General features: G+C 69.0%; 16 protein-coding genes. 10 read left to right on the forward strand and 6 right to left on the reverse strand.

Translation table 11 applies throughout. The features are described 5' to 3' along the window. Positions 1-36 precede the first annotated feature (36 nt). Entirely contained in the window at positions 37-801 is a 765-nt protein-coding gene (locus V2S85_RS08120) for an SDR family NAD(P)-dependent oxidoreductase (protein WP_419198178.1), read from the forward strand. A gap of 18 nt (positions 802-819) precedes the next feature. Here the strand turns inward: V2S85_RS08120 and dmeF are convergent, their stop codons facing one another. Both dmeF and V2S85_RS08130 read right to left on the reverse strand, forming a co-directional pair. Then, positions 820-1,755 (reverse strand): CDF family Co(II)/Ni(II) efflux transporter DmeF, encoded by a 936-nt coding sequence (dmeF, locus tag V2S85_RS08125; protein ID WP_330702361.1) that lies wholly within the window; start codon positions 1,753-1,755, stop codon positions 820-822. 14 nt (positions 1,756-1,769) lie between these two features. Then, a complete protein-coding gene (locus tag V2S85_RS08130; protein WP_330702362.1) occupies positions 1,770-2,045 on the reverse strand; it encodes a metal/formaldehyde-sensitive transcriptional repressor in 276 nt (91 codons plus the stop codon). A gap of 208 nt (positions 2,046-2,253) precedes the next feature. Here V2S85_RS08130 and V2S85_RS08135 point away from each other — a divergent pair, with 208 nt between their 5' ends. Together V2S85_RS08135 and V2S85_RS08140 are read left to right on the forward strand one after the other, a co-directional pair. Further along, positions 2,254-3,411 carry a mechanosensitive ion channel family protein gene (locus V2S85_RS08135; protein ID WP_330702363.1) on the forward strand — a complete coding sequence of 386 codons (1,158 nt, stop codon included), beginning with the start codon at positions 2,254-2,256 and terminating at the stop codon, positions 3,409-3,411. Positions 3,412-3,497: 86 nt separating this feature from the next. Beyond that, entirely contained in the window at positions 3,498-5,609 is a 2,112-nt protein-coding gene (locus tag V2S85_RS08140; protein WP_330702364.1) for a transglycosylase domain-containing protein, read from the forward strand. A gap of 142 nt (positions 5,610-5,751) precedes the next feature. Here the strand turns inward: V2S85_RS08140 and V2S85_RS08145 are convergent, their stop codons facing one another. Beyond that, positions 5,752-6,216, reverse strand: a complete 465-nt coding sequence (locus tag V2S85_RS08145) for an Lrp/AsnC family transcriptional regulator (RefSeq protein WP_330702365.1) — start codon at positions 6,214-6,216, stop codon at positions 5,752-5,754. 142 nt (positions 6,217-6,358) lie between these two features. Here V2S85_RS08145 and V2S85_RS08150 point away from each other — a divergent pair, with 142 nt between their 5' ends. Then, positions 6,359-8,698 carry a transketolase gene (locus V2S85_RS08150; protein ID WP_330702366.1) on the forward strand — a complete coding sequence of 780 codons (2,340 nt, stop codon included), beginning with the start codon at positions 6,359-6,361 and terminating at the stop codon, positions 8,696-8,698. Positions 8,699-8,759: 61 nt separating this feature from the next. Here V2S85_RS08150 and V2S85_RS08155 read toward each other — a convergent pair whose 3' ends face one another. After that, positions 8,760-10,109: a HAMP domain-containing sensor histidine kinase gene (locus V2S85_RS08155; protein ID WP_330702367.1), complete on the reverse strand. Its 1,350-nt coding sequence runs from the start codon at positions 10,107-10,109 to the stop codon at positions 8,760-8,762. Then, positions 10,106-10,792: a response regulator transcription factor gene (locus tag V2S85_RS08160; RefSeq protein ID WP_330702368.1), complete on the reverse strand. Its 687-nt coding sequence runs from the start codon at positions 10,790-10,792 to the stop codon at positions 10,106-10,108. Before V2S85_RS08160 ends, V2S85_RS08155 begins: the two co-directional genes overlap by 4 nt. A gap of 154 nt (positions 10,793-10,946) precedes the next feature. Between V2S85_RS08160 and V2S85_RS08165 the strand changes: the two genes are divergently transcribed. From V2S85_RS08165 to V2S85_RS08190, 6 genes are all read left to right on the forward strand, one after another. Continuing rightward, positions 10,947-11,273, forward strand: coding sequence for a hypothetical protein (locus tag V2S85_RS08165; protein WP_330702369.1), 327 nt, complete (start codon positions 10,947-10,949; stop codon positions 11,271-11,273). An 85-nt stretch (positions 11,274-11,358) separates the two neighbouring features. Beyond that, positions 11,359-11,775, forward strand: a complete 417-nt coding sequence (locus V2S85_RS08170) for a DUF2147 domain-containing protein (protein WP_330702449.1) — start codon at positions 11,359-11,361, stop codon at positions 11,773-11,775. After that, the gene (mprF, locus tag V2S85_RS08175; protein WP_330702370.1) at positions 11,772-14,387 is read left to right on the forward strand and encodes a bifunctional lysylphosphatidylglycerol flippase/synthetase MprF; all 2,616 of its coding nucleotides are present in this window, start codon (positions 11,772-11,774) and stop codon (positions 14,385-14,387) included. The genes V2S85_RS08170 and mprF overlap by 4 nt, the downstream gene beginning before the upstream one ends. Beyond that, complete coding sequence (locus V2S85_RS08180; RefSeq protein WP_330702371.1) at positions 14,384-15,127, forward strand: AcvB/VirJ family lysyl-phosphatidylglycerol hydrolase; 744 nt, start codon at positions 14,384-14,386, stop codon at positions 15,125-15,127. The genes mprF and V2S85_RS08180 overlap by 4 nt, the downstream gene beginning before the upstream one ends. Further along, positions 15,124-15,288 (forward strand): hypothetical protein, encoded by a 165-nt coding sequence (locus tag V2S85_RS08185; protein ID WP_330702372.1) that lies wholly within the window; start codon positions 15,124-15,126, stop codon positions 15,286-15,288. Before V2S85_RS08180 ends, V2S85_RS08185 begins: the two co-directional genes overlap by 4 nt. 101 nt (positions 15,289-15,389) lie before the next feature. After that, positions 15,390-18,704, forward strand: coding sequence for a glycosyltransferase (locus V2S85_RS08190; protein WP_330702373.1), 3,315 nt, complete (start codon positions 15,390-15,392; stop codon positions 18,702-18,704). 393 nt (positions 18,705-19,097) lie between these two features. Here the strand turns inward: V2S85_RS08190 and V2S85_RS08195 are convergent, their stop codons facing one another. After that, positions 19,098-19,424 (reverse strand): hypothetical protein, encoded by a 327-nt coding sequence (locus tag V2S85_RS08195; protein WP_330702374.1) that lies wholly within the window; start codon positions 19,422-19,424, stop codon positions 19,098-19,100.

Genomic DNA, 19,424 nt, shown 5'->3' on the forward strand with positions numbered 1-19,424 from the left:
CCGTCCTATCCGCCGATGAGGACGTGATCGATGACCCTGATGTTGCCCAAGACACCCAGCCTGCGCCTCGATGGGCGACGCGCCCTGGTGACCGGGGCGGGAAGGGGGATCGGCCTCGCCGCCGCCGCGGCTCTGGCGGAGGCGGGTGCGGCCGTGACCCTGGTGGCGCGCACCGCCGGTGAGATCGAGGCCGCCGCCGCCGAGATCGTCGCGCAAGGAGGACGGGCGGAAGCGGCGACGCTCGACGTTTCCGATCTCGATGCGGTCGACGCCTTCTTCGCGGGGCGCGATGCCTTTCATGTGCTGGTCAACAATGCCGGGACCAATCGACCCAAGCCGATGTGGGACGTGACGGTCGAGGATTACGATGCCGTGCTCGACCTCAACGTCAAGAGCGCGTTCTTCGTGGCCCGGGCCTGCGCGAAGGCGATGATGGCGGCCAGCGAACGCGGCAGCCTGATCCACATGGGCTCGCAGATGGGCCACGTCGGCGGGCCCAATCGCTCGCTCTACTGCGCGTCGAAATGGGCGCTGGAGGGCATGAGCAAGGCCATGGCGCTGGATCTTGCACCGCATGGCATCCGTTCGAACACGATCGCCCCGACCTTCATCGAGACGCCGTTGACGCGGCCCTATTTCGAGGACGAGACGTTTCGCGCCAGCGTGCTGGCCAAGATCAAGCTGGGCCGCCTGGGCACCGTCGAGGATCTGATGGGAACGGTACTGTTCCTGGCCGGCGACGCCTCGGCCCTGATGACCGGAACCAGCATGATCGTGGACGGGGGTTGGACGGCTGACTAGAGTCCGTCCGGCCCGGCGTCAGTGTCGCTCGATCGAGACGTGGCGCAGTTCGTGGACGGGGGCGAGGCGTTCGCGCAGTTCGGTCTGGTCGCGCGATGTGGCGGCGGCGATGATCGCGGCATGGGCGTCAGGGCCGATGCGCCAGACGTGCAGGTCGGTGATGCGCGCGTCGCCCGGCCCCTCGATCGCCTCGCGCACTTCCTCGGCGATATGCTCGTCCGTGCGGTCGAGCAGGACGGCGGCGGTGTCCTTCATCAGCGACCATGACCACCGCGCGATGACGACCGCGCCGATCACGCCTATCAACGGATCGAGCCAGGTCCAGCCGAGATAGCGCCCGGCCAGCAGCGCGGCGATCGCCATGACCGAGGTGAGGGCGTCCGCGAGGACGTGAAGGTAGGCCGAGCGCAAGTTGTTGTCGCCATGCCCATGATGTCCGGCATGGCCGTGATGGTGGTCATGGCCGTGGTGATGACCATGATGGTGCCCGTCGCCGGAAAGCAGCAGGGCGCTGACCACGTTCACCGCAAGGCCGATCACCGCGACGAACGTGGCCTCGCCGAAGGCCACCACGCCGGGATCGAGCAGGCGCTCCACCGATTCCACGCCGATGCCGATCGCGAACAGCGCAAGCACCAGCGCAGAGGCGAAACCGGCGAGATCGCCGACTTTGCCGGTGCCGAAGCTGAAGGCGGGATTGCGGCTGTGGCGCCGCGCGTAGGCATAGGCGAGCGCGGCGACCCCCAGCGCTCCGGCATGGGTGGCCATGTGGAAGCCGTCGGCGAGCAGCGCCATCGATCCGGTGGCGTAGCCGGCGGCGATCTCTCCCACCATCATCACCGCCGTGAGCACCACCACCCAACGCGTGCGCCGGGCGTTGGCATCGTGCGACGCGCTGAGGAAATCATGGTGATGGGTGCCGGCTTGGGCGAAGGAGTGAGGCAGGGATGCCATCGGTATCGTGCTTTCTATTTCGCGTAACGGCGGATGGCGGCGATCACGGCCTGCAGGCCTTCCTCGCGCTCGGCATCGGAGAGGTCGGGGGCGGCGACGTGGGTGCGCAAGTGATCCTCGATCAGTTCGTCGATGAAGCCGTTGACTGCTCCGCGAACGGCGGCGGCCTGCAGCAGTACCTTCGCACAGTCCTCGCCCTCGTCGAGCGCGCGTTCCACCGCCTGCAACTGGCCGACCATCCGGCGTACGCGCATGACGAGTGCACGATTATCGCTGTTCAAATGTCCCATACCCATACCCCCCTATGGTATATTTTGCGGACGCGCAACATTTGACCCTGCGCGCCGGCGCCGATACGGGAACAAACCGGACGCCGGGCCGTTGCCCTTGCCCGCGCCGATGCTTCGCCTGGCCGAGCCGGGCGAGCGTCATTTTCCTGCCGGCATGGGTCGCACCGTCACGCAGCCGGCATCACAGACGCAGGATCATGAGCACGCGATGAGCGCCAGCAAGACTCTCCCCACGGCCGCCACCCCGGCGAAGCACCCGCTGCCCGACGTGCAGACGCAACTGCGCGATCTCCTGAACTCGACCCTCGCGTGGTTCCAGGCCTACTGGCTGCAGATCATCATCGCCGTGGCCATAGCGGTGGCGATCGTTTCTGCGCTCTATGCCCTGCGGCGGCTGGGCGCGCGTTTGTGCCGGGAGGAGCGTGGGCGCGGTGACTGGCTGACCATCGTTGGGCGCATAGCGAACAAGACCACCAACTATTTCATCATCATGGTCGCGATCCGGGCGGTCGATGGCTATGCGCAGACGCCGCCGATCCTCGACAAGCTGGTGACCTTCCTGTTCACCCTGGCGGCGGTCATGCAGGGCGCGATTTGGGCGCGCGAGTTCATCCTGGGCGCGATCGAGCACAAGACTTCCGCCGAGCATTTCCGGGGTGAGGCGATCATCAATGCGATGGGCCTGATCCGCCTGCTGGTGAGTGTGGCCGTCTTCGCGGTGGCTACGGTCGTCCTGCTCGACAACCTGGGCGTCAACGTGACCGGGCTCGTCGCCGGTCTCGGCGTCGGCGGCATCGCTATCGGCCTGGCCGCGCAAGGCATCTTCGCGGATCTTTTCGCGGCGCTGGCGATCATCTTCGACCGCCCTTTCAGCAAGGGTGACCAGATCAGCTTCGGGACCAGTTCGGGGACGATCGAGGCTATCGGCCTGAAGTCCACGCGCATCCGTGCCTATACCGGCGAATTGCGGATCATCGCCAACAAGAACTTGCTGGACAAGGAAATCCTGAACGTCAGCGGGCGCGATCACATCCGCCTGCCGTTCACCATCGGCGTCGCCTACGAGACCCCGCCCGAGACGTTGGCGCGTATTCCCGCGATCCTGACCGAACTCGTCGAGGCGGAAGGTGGAAAGGCCGCGAGGGCAGGGTTCGAGACCTTCGGTGCCAGTTCGCTCGACTTCTCGCTGCTGGTCGATGTGCCGGGCAGGGACTGGGCCGTTGCGCATCCGCTGCGCGATCGCCTGCTGGTCGCGATCATGAAGCGTTTCGCGCAGGAGGGGATATCGATCCCCTATCCGACCCAGACGACATTTACCGCCGCGCCCGACGGGACCATCATCATGCCCTACGCCGATCATCACTGAACGCTTCGTCGCGGGTCGGGCTATGGGCGACCTTCGTCGAATGTGCGGATGCGTTCGGTCCGAGAATCGGCTAGATGCATGGGTCAATGGAGCTTTCCCGCCACATAGCCGCAGACCCCGGCGAGCCTGAACTGGACAACGTGCTCGTCGAGACCCCGATCGCCGGTGCGAGAGGGGTGCGCGGCCATGCGGGACGGGCATGGCGCTGGGCATGGAGGCGATTGCCCTGGCACCGCTGGACGTGGCGGCAGCGGATCGTGCGCACGACCTCGGCGCTGCTGGCGCTGTTCGTGCTGACCATCGGCTACCTGGCGGTGACGGCCCCGCTCTCCAAGTCGCTCCAGCCGATCGCTCCGCCCGAAATCACGCTGCTGGCGGCCGATGGCACCCCGATCGCGCGTAACGGCGCGGTGATCGACAAGCCGGTCACGGTGAAGGATCTGCCGGCCTACGTTCCCCAGGCCTTCCTTGCCATCGAGGACCGGCGGTTCTATTCGCACTGGGGCGTCGATCCGCGTGGCATCGCCCGCGCCGCCGTAAGCAACCTGACCGGCGGCAGTACGCAAGGCGGGTCCACGATCACGCAACAGCTCGCCAAGTTCACCTTCCTCAGTTCCGAACGCAGCATGACCCGCAAGGCGCGGGAGGTGCTGATCGCCTTCTGGCTGGAAGCCTGGCTGACCAAGGACGAGATCCTCGAGCGCTATCTTTCGAACGCCTACTTCGGCGACAATACATACGGCATCCGCGCCGCCGCGATGCACTACTTCCATCGCCAGCCCGAAAAGCTGACCGAGGGGCAGGCAGCGCTGCTGGCGGGGCTGATGAAGGCGCCTTCGCGGCTGGCCCCGACCAACAATCTTGCGGCTTCGCAAAAGCGGATGCGGCTGGTGCTGCAGGCGATGGCCGACGCCGGGTACATGACGCCGCAGGCGGCCAGGGCCGTCCCGAATCCAAGGCTGGACGTGCGCAATCGCGCGGAGCTTCCCACCGGCACCTATTTCGCCGACTGGGCGCTTCCCCAGGCGCGCCAGATCCAGGCGGCCGGCTATGCCGGGCAGACCTATCGCACCACGCTCGATTCGCGTCTCCAGGCGGCGGCGCACCGGGCCACGCGGCAAGTGGGGGCGGGAAGCCAGGTGGCGCTGGTGGCGATGCGCCGCAATGGCGAAGTGGTCGCCATGGTGGGCGGGCGCGACTATGCCCAGAGCCCGTTCAACCGCGTCACCCAGGCGCGGCGCCAGCCGGGCTCCACCTTCAAGCTGTTCGTGTACCTTGCCGCCCTGAAGTCGGGGATGAGCCCCGAGGACACGGTGCCGAACACGCCGATCGATAGCGGTGCCTACCGTCCGCAGAACGCCGGGGGTGCCTATTCGCCGACGATCACGCTGGAGGACGCCTTCGCTCGGTCGAGCAACGTCGCGGCAGTGCGCCTGTTCAACCGGGTCGGCGACGAGGCGGTGATCGACATGGCGCGGCGGCTGGGGGTGACTTCGCCCTTGCCGAAGGGCGATCCCAGCCTTGCACTGGGCACCGCGACGATGACGCTGCTGGAACTGACGTCCGCCTATGCCGGGGTCGCGGCGAACAGCTTCCCGGTTGAGCCGCGCGCGTTTCCGGTGCCCGAGGCGGGTTGGTTCGACTGGCTGCTGGACGGCAAGCGCTCGTTCTCTTCGCGCGATCACGAGGCGATCGAAGGCATGCTGCGCGCGACGATCAATCGCGGGACCGGCCGCGCCGCGATGCTGCGCGGGCCCAACTTCGGCAAGACCGGTACCAGCCAGGAGAACCGCGACGCGCTGTTCGTGGGCTATTCGGGCGATCTCGTCGTCGGCGTCTGGGTCGGCAAGGATGACAACACGCCGCTCAAGGGGGTTTCCGGCGGGACGGTCCCCGCCCGCATCTGGCGCGATTTCATGAGCGAGGCGCTGGGCGAGAAGCCAGCGCCGCCGCCGCGCAAGGCGGCCGATCCGGACGGTCCGGTGCAGCCGCTCGACGTGCCCGATCTGGGGGATATCCCGGTGGGCGACGACAACCGCATCCGTATCGAGAACGGGCAGGCGGTGCTCAGCACGAAGCTGGACGGAGTACCGCTCGACGTCACGCTCGACGGGCAGGGATTGCGCGTGGAGCCGAGCGGGACGGCGTCAACCGCACCGAGATCATCGGTCACGCCGGGCGCGTCGCCGACGCCGTGATCAATTGCCACACCATTCGTCATTGCGAGCTTAGCGAAGCAATCCAGGGCAGTCTTGAGCCGCTCTGGATTGCTTCGCTAAGCTCGCAATGACGATGAGTGGGGAGCAAATGTTGCGGATTAGCAGGTGCAGCCCGGCACCATCACACCGGGATTTTCGTCCGGTACACCACCGGCCTTAGTGCAAAGCTGGTGGTGACTTGCGAGACTCCCTCGATCCGGGTCAGCTTGGTGCGCAGGAAATCCTCGAAAGTGCCCAGCGAAGGCACCAGCAGCCGCAACTGATAGTCCGCCTCCCCGGTCATCAGGTAGCATTCCATCACCTCGGGAAACTGCATGATCGCGGTCTCGAAGGCTTCGAGGTGGCGGTCGTCCTGCTGGTCGAGCCGCACGCGGACGAAGGCGGTGACGCCAAGACCTACCGTCTCGGGATCGACCAGCGCGACGTAGCGGGTGATCACGCCTTCGCCTTCCAGCTGCTTGAGCCGGCGCAGGCAGGGGGAGGGGGACAGGCCGACCCGCTCCGACAGTTCCTGATTGGTGATGCGCCCGTCCGACTGCAGCTCGTCGAGAATCCGGCGGTCAATCGAGTCCAGCGGTGATGGCATGATTATGGCGTCCATTGTGGAATTATCGGCAGGTTCTGCCAATGGATACGCGTAGAGAGGCCGAACACGCAAGGACATGCGCAGCCCGCCGAGCGTATCCTTCCGCGATGGTGCTCGAGCGCCATTCAGGGAGCATGAGCAGATGGCCGACACGATCACCCAGACCCGCGCCGACCTTGTCGCGACGCTGGAGGCACTGGAGAAGCGGCTGCTGTGGCTTTCGGCATGGACGATCCACAACGCCAACCACCTGCGCCCCAAGCGCGATGGCCTGAAGGTCGGCGGGCATCAGGCCAGCTGCGCCTCGATGACGGCGATCATGTCCGCGCTCTACTTCCATGCGCTGCGGCCGCAGGACAAGGTGGCGGTGAAGCCCCACGCGGGGCCGGTGCTCCACGCCATCCACTATCTGCTGGGCGAGCAGACGCGCGAGAAGCTGGAGCGCTTTCGCGGCCTCGGCGGCGTGCAGAGCTATCCCTCGCGCACCAAGGACACGATCCCCGTGGACTTCTCGACCGGCTCGGTCGGCCTCGGCGTCGCGGTGACGGCGTTCTCCAGCCTCGTGCAGGACTACCTCGTCGCGCATGGGCAGGTCCGCGAGGAAGACGCGGGCCGGATGATCGCGCTAATGGGCGATGCCGAACTCGACGAGGGCAACATCTACGAATGCCTCATCGAAGGCTACAAGCACGACTTGCGCAACTGCTGGTGGGTGGTGGACTACAATCGCCAGTCGCTCGACAGCACGACGGCCGACCGCATGTTCCGCCGCTTCGACGACATCTTCGAGACCTGCGGCTGGCGCGTCGTCACGCTCAAGTACGGCAAGCTGCAGCGCGAGGCTTTCGCAAAGCCCGGCGGCAAGGCGATCGAGGAATGGATCGACCAGTGCCCCAACGCCGACTTCGCGGTGCTGACCTATCAGGGCGGCGCGGCGTGGCGGGCGCGGCTGATGGCCGACATCGGCGGCAAGGCGCAAGTGCGCAAGCTGCTGGACAGCTACGACGACGATGCGCTGGCGGCGCTGATGACGAACCTTGGCGGCCACTGCATCGAAAGCCTGATCGACGCCTTCGATGCCTGCGACGACGACCGGCCGACGCTGTTCATCGCCTACACCGTCAAGGGCCACGGGCTGCCGCTGGCGGGGCACAAGGACAACCATTCGGGCATGATGAACCCGCCCCAGATGGAGCAGTTCCGCAGCCTGATGGGCGTGCCGGAAGGGCAGGAGTGGGAACCCTGGGGGGGGCTTGGCGACAATGCCGCCGCCGCGCTCGACGCCTTCGTCAAGACCAGCCCGATCGCCCGCAAGCCCGCCGAGCCCCTGGCGCCGATGGTTGCCGTGCCCGCGCTGCCGGCGCCCGAAGGCGCGGAGCAATCGACGCAGGCGGCCTTCGGGCGCATCCTGCTTGACATCGCCAAGTCGGGTGAGGAACTGGCCGACCGCATCGTCACCACCGCGCCCGACGTGACGCAGACCACCAACCTCGGCGGCTTCGTCAACCAGCGTGGGCTGTTCCGGCGGCAGGAACTGGCCGACGTGTTCCAGAAGGCGAAGATCCCCTCGGCGCAGAAGTGGTCGGCGCACGGGGCGGGCCAGCACATCGAACTGGGCATCGCCGAGAACAACTTCTTCATCATGCTCGCCTCGCTGGGGCTGGCCGGGCCGCACTTCGGCACGCGGCTGCTGCCGGTGGGGACGGTCTACGATCCGTTCATCTCGCGCGGGCTCGATGCGCTGAACTATGGTTGCTACCAGGACTCGCGCTTCCTGCTGGTGGGCACGCCCTCGGGCCTGACGCTGGCGGCGGAGGGCGGCGCGCACCAGTCGATCAATACGCCGCTGATCGGCATGGGCCAGCCGGGACTGACCGCCTTCGACCCGGCCTTCGCCGACGAACTGGCGCTCATCATGGGCTGGTCGTTCGACCACATGCAGCGCGAGGACGGCGGCTCGGTCTACCTGCGCCTCTCCACCCGCGCGATCCCGCAGGTGGAGCGCGAGGACGACGACTGGCAGGCCGATGCACTCAAGGGCGGCTATTGGCTGAAGCAGCCGGGTCCGGACGCGCAGGCGGCGATCGCCTTCTCCGGCGTCGTCGCGCCCGAGGCGCTGGCGGCGTGGGAGCAACTGGCGGAAGACCTGCCGGGTATCGGCCTGCTCAACGTGACTTCGCCGGACCTGCTCCATCGGGGCTGGTCGGCGCGGCGGGCGGCGCGCTGGAACGGGCAGAAGCAGGCGCCGAGCCATGCGGAGACCTTGCTGGGCGCGCTGGCGCCGGGGGCGGGGCTGGTGACGGTGCTCGACGGGTCGCCGGGGGCGCTGTCGTGGCTGGGCGGGGTCAAGGGCATGCGGGTCAGCCCGCTCGGCACCGACCGCTTCGGGCAGACCGGCGACCTCTACGACCTTTACCGGACCTACCGCCTCGATGCCGACGCCATCATCGACGCCGCCGCAGAGCTGTTCCTGGAGGATTGAGCGCGGGCCGTGCCGCATGGGGCTTCGACCTACTCCGCCTGAGCGGGCCGGTGGCCGTTTCCTAGCCCTCGACCAGCCTGATCCGCACTGCCAGTCCCGGCGCCGCGTCGCGCAGTTCGACGGTGCCGCCGTGGAGGTGCGCCACCGCCTGCACCAGCGAAAGGCCCAGCCCGGCGCCCCAGCCGCCGCGCGCCTCGTCGAGACGGCTGAACCGGCGCAGCGCCTGTTCGCGGCGTTCGGGGGCGATGCCGGGCCCCTCGTCGGCGACGGTGATCGCCGCACCGTCGGCATCGGGAACTGCCGTGAGGGTGATGGTGCCGGCGCCGTACTTCAGTGTATTGTCGAGCAGGTTGCCCAGTGCCTGGTCGAGCAACTGGCGATGGACGCGCATGTGCAGCGCGGCGGGGGCATTCACGACCACGGCGCGGCCCTGGTCCTCGACCAGCGGCGAATAGATTTCCGCCACCGTCTCCAGCAGTTCGGAAAGGTCGCTTTCCGCGAAGCTCTCGCGGCCCATGCCGGCTTCGGCGCGGGTGATCGAAAGCGCGGTCTCGACGATCGCCATGAGCCGTTCGCTTTCGGTCAGGGCCTGGTCGACGTAGGGCTGGGCCTGGGGGTCTTCCACCGCCTGCGCCGCCCGGTCGAGCGCGGCGCGCATGCGGGTGAGGGGGGACTTGAGGTCGTGCGCCAGCGCGTCGGTGGCGATCTTCAGCTCGGCGTTGAGGCCGGCCATGCGGTCGAGCGCCTGGTTCACCTCGCTGCCCAGCAGGGCGAAGGCGTCGCCGGTGTCGTCGGCGGGCACGCGGCGCGAGAGGCGGCCTTCGCGCACGTCGCGCAAGGTGGCGATGCTGGCGCGCAGCCGGTTGAGGATCAGCCGCGTCGAGACATAGGCGGCAAAGGCGGCGAAGACCACCGAGAGCGCCAGCGCGATCATCGCGTTGCGTTCGAGCAGGGCCAGCACCTGCCGCTCGCTTTCGACCACCGTGCCCGTCACCAGCAGCGATCCGTCGCGCAGGCGTACCGCCTGCAGCAGCATCGCCTCGGGTGCGGCATGGCCGGGCCGGGCGAACTTGAGCAGGGCGTAAGGCGCCCCCGGCGCGAGGCCCGGCGGCATGCGGTCGAGGTCGCCGGTGACGGGGGTGCCGTCGGCGCGGGCCAGCAGCAGCACCGTCGCGCGCTCGATCCGGCGCGAGGCGCGGGCATCGACGGCGTGGGCGAGGGCGCTGGTGCCGCCATCGGCATAAGCATCGAGCAGGTCGTCGCGCAGCGTCTCGGCCACCGCGACGGCATCGGCGTGGTTCTGCGAGCGCAGCAGCAGCGCCGGGCCGAGCAGCAGCACCGCCGCCGCGACGATCTGGAACAGGAAGACGAGCGCGGCGAAGCGGAACGTCGTCGAATGCCAGATCTTCACGGTTCCGCGCCGATGCGATAGCCGGCGCCGCGCACGGTATGAAGCAGGCGGCGCGCCTCGCCCTCGTCGATCTTCTTGCGCAGGCGGCTGAGGTGGACGTCGACGACGTTGGTGCCGGGATCGAAGTGGTAGTCCCACACGCCTTCGAGCAGCATCGTGCGCGTGACGACCTGGTCGGCATGGCGCAGCAGGAATTCGAGCAGGCGGAATTCGCGCGGCTGCAGCTCGATCGCCCGCTCGCCCCGGCGCACGCGGCGGGCGAGGAGGTCCATCTCGAGGTCGTCGCAGCGCAGCACGGTCTCGGCGGCGGCGGCGGGCGCGCTGCGGCGGATCAGCAGGCGGATGCGGGCGAGCAGTTCGGCGAAAGTGAAGGGCTTGACCAGATAGTCGTCGCAGCCGCTGGTCAGTCCCTTGATGCGGTCCTCGGGCGAGCCGAGCGCGGAGAGGATGATGACCGGGGTGTCCAGCCCGGCCCCGCGCAGCGCCGCCAGCACCGCCATGCCGTCCAGCCCCGGCAGCATGCGGTCGAGCACGATGCAGGCATAGCCGCCGTCGGTCGCCAGGAACAGGCCGTCGCGCCCGTTGGCGGCGCGATCGACGGTGAAGCCGGCCTCGTCGAGGCCCTTGGCGATGAATTCGGCAGTGGCCTCGTCATCCTCGACGAGCAGGATCTTCTGGCTCAACGCGGCTTCCTCATGTTCCGGTCCTGCCGCTGGTAGGGGCCGATGCCCGTCCGCGCGGTGGGGAGCGGATTAACTTTCGCTCATGTTCCCTCCAGCCGGGGGAGGGCGGGCACATCGTATGCACCTTGCAGACGTCACGACAAGGCTGCACCCCATGGAAACCGACACTTCTGGTCTTGATGAGCGGACCTGCCGCCTGATCTGCCCGATCGCGTCGGGCATGGTGGGGGTGTGCATGACCGGGATCGGCCTGCTGCGCGTCGCGGTATCGGTGCGCGGGCACGAGACGATCGCCGACGACCTGCTCTCGATCGACGCGCTGCTGTTCCTGCTGGCGACGCTGAGTTCGTACTTCGCGCTCAGGGTGCAGTCCTCGACCCGGCTGCACGGGCTGGAGCGGGTGGCGGACGCCGCATTCATCCTGGCGATGTCGCTGCTGACGGTGGCGTGCTTCGTGATTACCTATTCGCTGGGCGGATGAGCCGGGTGGGGCCGGTGACCATTGCCGATTGTTCATGTGGCGGCGAACGTCCCGCAATCCGGCCCGGTCCACAAGCGGCGGCATGATGCTGAGAACCGCCTTGCTCCTCCCGCTCCTTGCCGCGCTGGCCGTGCCGGTCGGCGCGAGCGCGGCGCCCTCGCCGGCCGAGGGCGTGTGGCTCAATCCCTCCGGCAGCGTCGCCGTGCGCACCGGGGCCTGCGGGCCCGGCCTGTGCGGCCGCGTGGTATGGGCCAGCGCCAAGGCACGGGCCGACGCGCAGGGCAGCGGCATCGCCTCGCTGATCGGCACCGAACTGCTGCAGGACTACCGCCCCGCCGGCCGGGTCTGGCGCGGCACCGTCTACGTCCCCGACATGGGCCGCCGCTTCGATTCGCGGATCGAGCCGCTTTCGCCCACGCAGCTGAAGATCAGCGGCTGCGTGCTGGGCGGGCTGCTGTGCCGCTCGCAAGTGTGGACGCGGATCGCGCAGGTGCCGGCATGACCGCGCTGGTCGCTCTGCTGTCGCGGCACCGGCGGCTGGTCGAGGCCGGCGCGGTCGTCGTGGTGATCGCGCTGGGCTTCGCCGCGCTCAATGCACTGACGCACGAGATCCGCTATTCGCAGGTGCGCGCCGCCGTCCACGCGCTGAGCCCGGGCCAGATCGCGCTGAGCCTCGCGCTGACCGCCGCGAGCTATCTGGCGCTGACGTTCTACGATTACCTCGCGCTGCGCACGATCGGGCGGCCGCTGCCGTGGCGCACGGCGGCGCTGGCCTCGTTCACCAGCTATACGCTGAGCCACAACCTCGGCCTCTCGCTGCTGACCGGCGGGTCGGCGCGCTATCGCATCTATGTCGGTGCCGGGCTCGACGGGCCGGACGTCGCCAAGGTGGTCATGCTGGCGGCGGGCAATTTCTGGGCCGGGGTGCTGGCGGTCTCGGGCGCGGCGATGCTGGTCCATCGTGGCGGGCTGGACTTCGGCGCCGTGGTTCTGGGTGCCCGGACGACGCATGCCATCGGCGCCGCCATGCTGGCGCTGCTGGGCGCGGCCGCCTTCGCGGTCGGCCGCGCGCGGCAGATGGCGCTTGGCGGCCTCCGCCTGCCGTTGCCCTCGCTGCGCGAGATCGGCATGCAAGTCGGCGTCAGCGTGACCGACCTCGCCTGCGCCGGGGCGGCGCTGTTCGTGCTGCTGCCCGGCGCCGATCCGGCGCAGCTGCCCGCCTTCGTGCTTGCTTACGCGCTGGGCATCGTGGTGGCGCTGGTGACGCACGTACCGGGCGGGCTGGGCGTGTTCGAGGCGGTGGTACTGGCGGTCGCGCCGGGGGACCGGGCGCACCTGTTCGCGGGACTGATCGCCTATCGCCTGGTCTACTACCTGCTGCCGCTGGCGCTGGCCGCGCTGCTGCTGGCCTGGCGCGAGGGTACGCGCAGCCGCCGCGTGGCGCGGCTGGTGGGCGGCGTGCAGAGCGTCGCCACCGGCCTTTCGCCGCTGCTGCTGGCCAGTTCCACCTTCCTGGGCGGGGCGATGCTGCTGCTGTCGGGCTCGCTGCCCGCGATCCACGCGCGCATGGGCCTGCTGGCCGACGTGATGCCGCTGCCCTTCATCGAGGCGAGCCATATCGCCGCCAGCCTCGTCGGCACCGCGCTGCTGCTGCTGGCGCCGGGGCTCTACCGGCGGCTCGACGGGGCCTTCCTGGCGACCCGGCTGCTGCTGGTGGCGGGCGCGGTGTTCTCGCTGACCAAGGGGATCGACTATGAGGAAGCCATCGCCTGCCTCGCCCTTGCCGGGCTGCTGCAGTTGACGCGCGGCGCGTTCTACCGCCGCACCGCGCTGACCGAGACGCCGCTGACGGCCGGATGGGTCGCGGCGGTGGCGATGGCGACCGGGCTGGCGCTGTGGGCGGGCCTGTTCGCCTATCGCCATGTTCCCTACGACGACGACTTGTGGTGGAAGTTCGCCCTGCGCGCCGACGCCCCGCGCTACTTGCGCGCGGCGCTGGCCTGCGGCGTGTTCCTGGCGGGCTTCGCGGTCTGGCGGCTGTTCGCGCCGGGCGCCGCGCGCGCCGACCGGGGGGCGACGACGCAGGACGGCCCGGCGATCCGCGCGATCCTGGCCACCAGCCCGCGCACCGAGGCGATGCTGGCGCTGACCGGGGACAAGCGCTTCCTCGTCTCGGCGGCGCGGGACGCTTTCCTGATGTACCAGGTCAAGGGCACCAGCTGGGTGGTGATGGGCGATCCGGTGGGCGCGGAAGGATCATGGGGCGAACTGCTCTGGACGATCCGGGACATGTCGCACCGCCAGCAGGGGCGGCTGGTGCTCTACGAGATTTCCGCGGCCATGCTGGACCTTGCGATCGGCATGGGCCTGCAGATCGTCAAGTACGGCGAGGAGGCGGTGGTCGATCTGACGACCTTCGAACTGGAGACCCCGCCGCTGCGCTCGATCCGCAAGTCCGAGCGGACGGCGGCGCGGGCCGGGGCGCGGCTGCGCGTGGTCCCGGCGGCGGCGGTGCCGGTGATCCTGGACGAGCTGGAGGCGATCTCCGACGAATGGATGGCGGCCAAGGGCCAGCGCGAAAAGGGCTTCAGCCTCGGCGCCTTCGACCGCGATTACCTGAGCAATTTCGACATGGCGCTGGTCATGGTCGAGGACCGCATCGTCGCCTTCGCCAACGTGTGGCGCACCGACGACTTGTCCGAGGCTTCGGTGGACCTCATGCGCCACCGCGAGGACGCGCCGCGCGGGACGATGGACTTCCTGTTCACCAACCTGCTGCTCTGGGCCAAGGCGCGCGGATACCGGCGCTTCACGCTGGGCATGGTGCCGCTTTCGGGGATCGAGGGCGGGCACCTTGCGCCGGCCTGGGCCAAGGCGGCGGCGCTGGTGTTCCGCCATGGCGAGCGCTTCTACGGCTTTCGCGGCCTGCGCGGCTACAAGGAGAAGTTCGCGCCGCGCTGGGAATCGCGCTACGTCGCCGGCCCGCACGGGATCGGGCTGCTGCAGGGCCTGCACGACGTCTCGCGCCTGATCGGCGGGGGCGGCGGAGCCGGTGAGGCGGCGGGCCGGATCGCGCCGGTCGCGGTTGCCACCGATGCGATGGTGACGGCATGAGGCGGCGCCAGCCTCCCGCCGTGCACGGCATCGCGCTCGGCCTGCTGCTGGCGGTGACGCTGGGCCTAGCCGCGCTGGCGGCGCCGGTGCTGGGTCTGCTGGGCAGTGCGCCGATCGTGATCTTTCCCTCGGCCGCGGCGCATCCGCGCGTGGCGGCGGTGTTCCTGTCGGGCGACATGGGCTTTCGCTTCGGCATGGGCGACAAGGTGGCGGCGGCGGTCGCGGCGCGGGGCATTCCCGTCGTCGGCGTCGCCTCGCCGGTGGTGTTCGCGGCGCATCGTACGCGGGACCAGGCCGACGCCGTCCTCGCCGGCGCGGTGCGGCTGGCGCTGGCGCGGACCGGGGCGAGCCGGATCGTGCTCATGGGCCAGTCCTACGGCGCCGACATCCTCGCCACCGCCGCGCCCGATCTGCCCGCCGACTTGCGCGCGCGGGTCGCCGCGATCGACCTGACGGTGCCGGCGCACGACGTCTACTTCCGCGCCGACCCGGTGGGGCTGGCCTATCTCGGCCGGCCCGACGCCTGGCCGCTGCTCGGCATGCGGCGGATCGACTGGGCGCCGGTGGTCTGCGTCTACGGCCTGGAGGAGCACGGCAGCCTGTGCCCCGCATTGCAGGGCCGGGCGCGGGTGATCGGCCTGACCGGCGACCACTACCTCGGTCACGATGCCCCGCGCCTGATCGCCACCACCTTGCGCGCGCTGCATGCGGCGGCGCCCGAACTGGACCTGCGTTCATGAGCGGCACTCTCGACGATTGCCGCCACGAGCGCCACGTCGCCTCGCGCAAGATCTTGGTCGATCCCTCGGGCGTGGAGCTGTGCCGCTGCAAGGTCTGCGGCTGCGACCTTCGGCGCATGCCTGCGATGCGGCGCTGGTTCCGCTCCGGGATGATGGGGTGATGCGCGCCAACATGACGAAAATTTAAGGCGCCGATCAGGTCGCGAAGATCGCGCCGGGCCTATTGCGCGGGCCAGTTCCCTTTCGCCGGACATGGACCGTCATGAGCAAGCCGATCTTCTACGACCCCACCGGACGCCGCAGCCGCTGGGCGCGCGGTGTCCTCGCCGTGCTGCTGGTGGCGGTGCTGCTGGGAGCGGCGGCCTTCGCCACCACGCTCGTCGCCGTGCCCGCGCAGCAGGAGCTGGAACTGCCGACGCCGCGCCTCAAGCCCTCGACGCTGCACGGCTCGCGCCTGAAGCACGAACTCAAGGCCTGGCTGCCGCGCCTGCACACGCCGGGGGCGCAGAAGCCGCTCAGCATCGGCTTCTACCTGCCGGGCAACGACGCCAGCTTCCTCTCGCTGGTCCACCACGGCAACGACCTCGACTGGGTGGTCCCGGCGCTGGTCAACGTCGCCGGGCCGCAGCACCAGGTCACCGTCGAGCCCGATGCCCGCTTCGAGCGGCTCGTCGCCGGCCAGCCGCACCGCTTCAAGGTGCTGCCGATGGTCCAGAACGTCGGCAACGAGAGCTGGGACGGCGCGGGCACGGCGGCGCTGATCCACGATCCGGCCCAGCGCGCCGCGCTCGCCCGCCAGCTCGCCGCCGTCGTCGCGCAGCGCCATGAGCAGGGGCTGGTGATGGACTTCGAGGCGCTCCCCGCGCGCGCCATGCCCGATTACCTCGCCTTCCTGCGCACGCTGCACGCGGCGCTGCCGGCGGGTTCCTCGCTCGCCGTGACCGCACCCGCAGGCGACGAGGGCTGGCCGCTCGCCGCTTTCGCCAAGGTCTGCGACAAGGTCATCTTCATGGCCTACGACCAGCACTGGGAAGGCGGCACCCCCGGCCCGATCGCCTCGCAGGACTGGTTCGTCCACGAAGTGCAGGACGCGCTGCACAAGATCGGCCCCGATCGCATCGTCGTCGCGCTGGGCAGCTACGCCTACGACTGGCATGGCGACGACACCGACGCGCTCGCGATCGAGGATGCCTGGCTCGCCGCGCATGACAGCAGCGCGAAGATCACCTTCGATCCCGCCAGCGGCAACGCCGCCTTCGCCTACGACGATGACGATGGCGACAAGCCCCGCCACCACACCATCTGGATGCTCGACGCGGCGACCAGCTGGAACGAGATGGCCGCGCTCAGGCGGCTGGGCATCCAGGGCATGGCGCTGTGGCGGCTGGGGACCGAGGATTCGGGCTTCTGGGACGACCTTGCCGCCTTCCGCAAGGGCGGCACCCCGGACCTTTCCACCCCGCGCGCGCTCAGCAGCGCCGACATCGAGGGATCGGGCGAGATCCTGCGCATCACCGCCACCCCGCGCGATGGCCAGCGCTCGGTACAGACCGACGCCAGCGGCGTGATCCGCGGCGAGACGTACGGCGCCCTGCCCACGCCCTTCGTGGTCAACCGCTCGGGCGGGGCCGATCCCAAGCGCATCGCGCTGACTTTCGACGATGGCCCGGACCCGACCTGGACGCCGAAGATTCTCAAGGAACTGGAGGCCGAGCACGTCCCCGGCACCTTCTTCGTGATCGGCGAGAACGCGCTCGGCAGTCCGGGCCTGCTCAAGCGGATCATCGCCGACGGGGGCGAACTGGGGAACCATACGTATACCCACCCCAACCTCGCCAATGCCGGGCCGCAGCAGACCCGCCTCCAGATCAACGCCACGCAGCGGCTGGTCGAAGCTTATACCGGCCGTTCGATGACGCTGTTCCGCGCGCCCTATTTCGGCGATGCGGAGCCGACCACGCCCGACGAACTCGGCCCGGCGCTGGCCGCGCAGCAGGCGGGCTACACGATCGTCGGCCTGCATGTGGACCCCAACGACTGGCAGCGCCCCGGTGAGGACGAGATCGTCGATCAGGTGCTGCGCCAGGTCCACACCGCATCGCCGCAGAACGCGACCAACGTGGTGCTGCTTCACGACGGCGGCGGCGAGCGGTCGCAGACGGTGGCGGCCTTGCCGCGCATCATCAAGGCGCTCAAGGCGCAGGGCTATCAGTTCGTGACGGTGTCGCAGCTCGTGGGCATTCCGCAGGCGCGGGCGATGCCGGCTATCTCCTCCACCGACCTTGCCGCCGTGCGGGTGGACGTGGGCGCCTTCGTGGTGCTGATGGCGATCTCCGCCGCGCTGGCCTGGCTGTTCTACGTCGCGATCTCGCTCGGCATGGCGCGCGCGGTCATCATGGCGGGCCTCGCGTGGTTCCAGAGCCGCCGCAAGCGCGCCGAGCCGCCGCACCATGAACCCTCGGTCTCGGTCATCATCCCCGCCTACAACGAGGAGCGGGTGATCGCCGCCTCGGTGGCGCGGGTGCTGGCGAGCGATTACCCGGCGCTGCAGGTGATCGTGGCCGACGACGGCTCGAAGGACGGCACCAGCGAGATCGTGCGCGCCGTCTTCGGCGACGATCCGCGCGTGACGCTGCTGACGCTGGCGAACGGCGGCAAGGCCAGCGCCTTGAACCGCGCGCTGCTGCAGGCCACGGGCGAAGTGGTCATCGCGCTCGACGCCGACACCCAGTTCGAGCCCGAGACGATCCGCCGCCTCGCCCGCTGGTTCGCCGACCCGGAAATCGGCGCGGTCGCAGGCGATGCGCGGGTGGGCAACCGGGTGAACCTCGTCACCCGCTGGCAGGCGGTGGAATACATCACCGCGCAGAACCTGGAACGCCGGGCGCTGGCGGGCTTCGACGCGATGACGGTAGTGCCCGGCGCGGTCGGCGCGTGGCGGCGCGCGGCGCTCGATTCGGTCGGCGGCTATCCGGAGGACACACTGGCCGAGGATCAGGATCTCACCATCGCCATCCAGCGCAGCGGCTGGCGCGTCACCTTCGACCCGCGCGCGGTGGCCTGGACCGAGGCGCCCGAGAGCTTCACCGCGCTGGCCAAGCAGCGCTTCCGCTGGGCCTTCGGCACGCTGCAGTGCCTGTGGAAGCACCGCGCCGTGATCCGCGATCGCAAGCCTGCAGGCCTCGGCCTCGTCGGACTGCCGCAGGCGTGGCTGTTCCAGATCGGCTTCGCGGCGATCTCGCCGCTGATCGATCTGGCGCTGGTGCTCTCGATCGTCGGCACCGCGCTGCGCGTCTCGGCGCACGGCTGGGCGCAGACCAGCGGCGACGTGGGGATGATGGCGACGTACTGGGTCGTCTTCACCGCGATCGACGTGCTGTGCGGCTGGGTGGCCTATTATCTCGATGGCGGCCGGGCGCGCTATCCGGCGCATCTGCTGGTGGCGCAGCGGCTGGTCTATCGCCAGATCATGTACTGGGTGGTGATCCGCGCCATCGCCTCGGCCGTCGCCGGGTGGTTCGTGGGCTGGGGCAAGCTGGAGCGCACGGGCCGTGTGACTGCGCAGGCGGCGGGGTGAGGGGTGGCCGCACAATTCAGCTTCGAAAGTTGAGCGGCCTTGGGCGCTTCGTTCCAAGAGCGTGAATGGCGACAAAGGGGTGGGGTGGTGTCGTAGCCTCACCCACCCCGCTCAGCCTGAGCTTGTCGAAGCATGGGGAGCACAGCGCCCAGCCTCGGTGCCTTCGACAAGCTCAGGCTGAGCGGGGTTGGAAGGACGGATTTGGGTGGTGATTGCCAATACCAAATTCGTCATTGCGAGCGCAGCGAAGCAATCCAAGGCGGCTCAAGACTGCCTTGGATTGCTTCGCTGCGCTCGCAATGACGAGCCGGGAGAAGCGCCGCAAAGGGGCGGTCACCGCCAGCCCGGAATTCGGGATCCGGGGGTTGGAAGCGGACGCTGTGCAGCTAGTCGCTATACATGCACCTGCACGCTTAAGACCTCGCCGGTAATGCGTGAAACGGAGGTGCTCGTAAGTACCACTGCGTCAGAAGGCTTCTCACCGGCAATATAAAGCTGAAAAATAAGGAGATCGTCTTCGATTAACGTTCCAAGGGTCAGGTTTCGATCACCTTTGAAACGAACCAATGCAACCGATTCTTCGAGCACACCGCGTGTTGCATCCCTAGCCACTGGCTCCAGTTCGCGAACGGTCAAACGCCTTTTCATGTCGGCATTATCCACCATCGACAAATGACCGCAAGGGGCGAAACCTGCCGCCGCGCAATTCGCCCCCGCCAC

It is taken from the genome of Novosphingobium resinovorum (assembly GCF_036352595.1).
Classification (GTDB): domain Bacteria; phylum Pseudomonadota; class Alphaproteobacteria; order Sphingomonadales; family Sphingomonadaceae; genus Novosphingobium; species Novosphingobium resinovorum_B.

Excerpts from the sequence above, each read along its gene's own strand:
- dmeF (WP_330702361.1), bottom strand. The coding sequence starts at position 1,755 with ATGGCATCCCTGCCTCACTCCTTCGCCCAAGCCGGCACCCATCACCAT.
- V2S85_RS08130 (WP_330702362.1), bottom strand. The coding sequence starts at position 2,045 with ATGGGACATTTGAACAGCGATAATCGTGCACTCGTCATGCGCGTACGC.
- V2S85_RS08135 (WP_330702363.1), top strand. The coding sequence starts at position 2,254 with ATGAGCGCCAGCAAGACTCTCCCCACGGCCGCCACCCCGGCGAAGCAC.
- V2S85_RS08140 (WP_330702364.1), top strand. The coding sequence starts at position 3,498 with ATGGAGCTTTCCCGCCACATAGCCGCAGACCCCGGCGAGCCTGAACTG.
- V2S85_RS08145 (WP_330702365.1), bottom strand. The coding sequence starts at position 6,216 with ATGCCATCACCGCTGGACTCGATTGACCGCCGGATTCTCGACGAGCTG.
- V2S85_RS08150 (WP_330702366.1), top strand. The coding sequence starts at position 6,359 with ATGGCCGACACGATCACCCAGACCCGCGCCGACCTTGTCGCGACGCTG.
- V2S85_RS08165 (WP_330702369.1), top strand. The coding sequence starts at position 10,947 with ATGGAAACCGACACTTCTGGTCTTGATGAGCGGACCTGCCGCCTGATC.
- V2S85_RS08170 (WP_330702449.1), top strand. The coding sequence starts at position 11,359 with ATGCTGAGAACCGCCTTGCTCCTCCCGCTCCTTGCCGCGCTGGCCGTG.
- mprF (WP_330702370.1), top strand. The coding sequence starts at position 11,772 with ATGACCGCGCTGGTCGCTCTGCTGTCGCGGCACCGGCGGCTGGTCGAG.
- V2S85_RS08180 (WP_330702371.1), top strand. The coding sequence starts at position 14,384 with ATGAGGCGGCGCCAGCCTCCCGCCGTGCACGGCATCGCGCTCGGCCTG.
- V2S85_RS08185 (WP_330702372.1), top strand. The coding sequence starts at position 15,124 with ATGAGCGGCACTCTCGACGATTGCCGCCACGAGCGCCACGTCGCCTCG.
- V2S85_RS08190 (WP_330702373.1), top strand. The coding sequence starts at position 15,390 with ATGAGCAAGCCGATCTTCTACGACCCCACCGGACGCCGCAGCCGCTGG.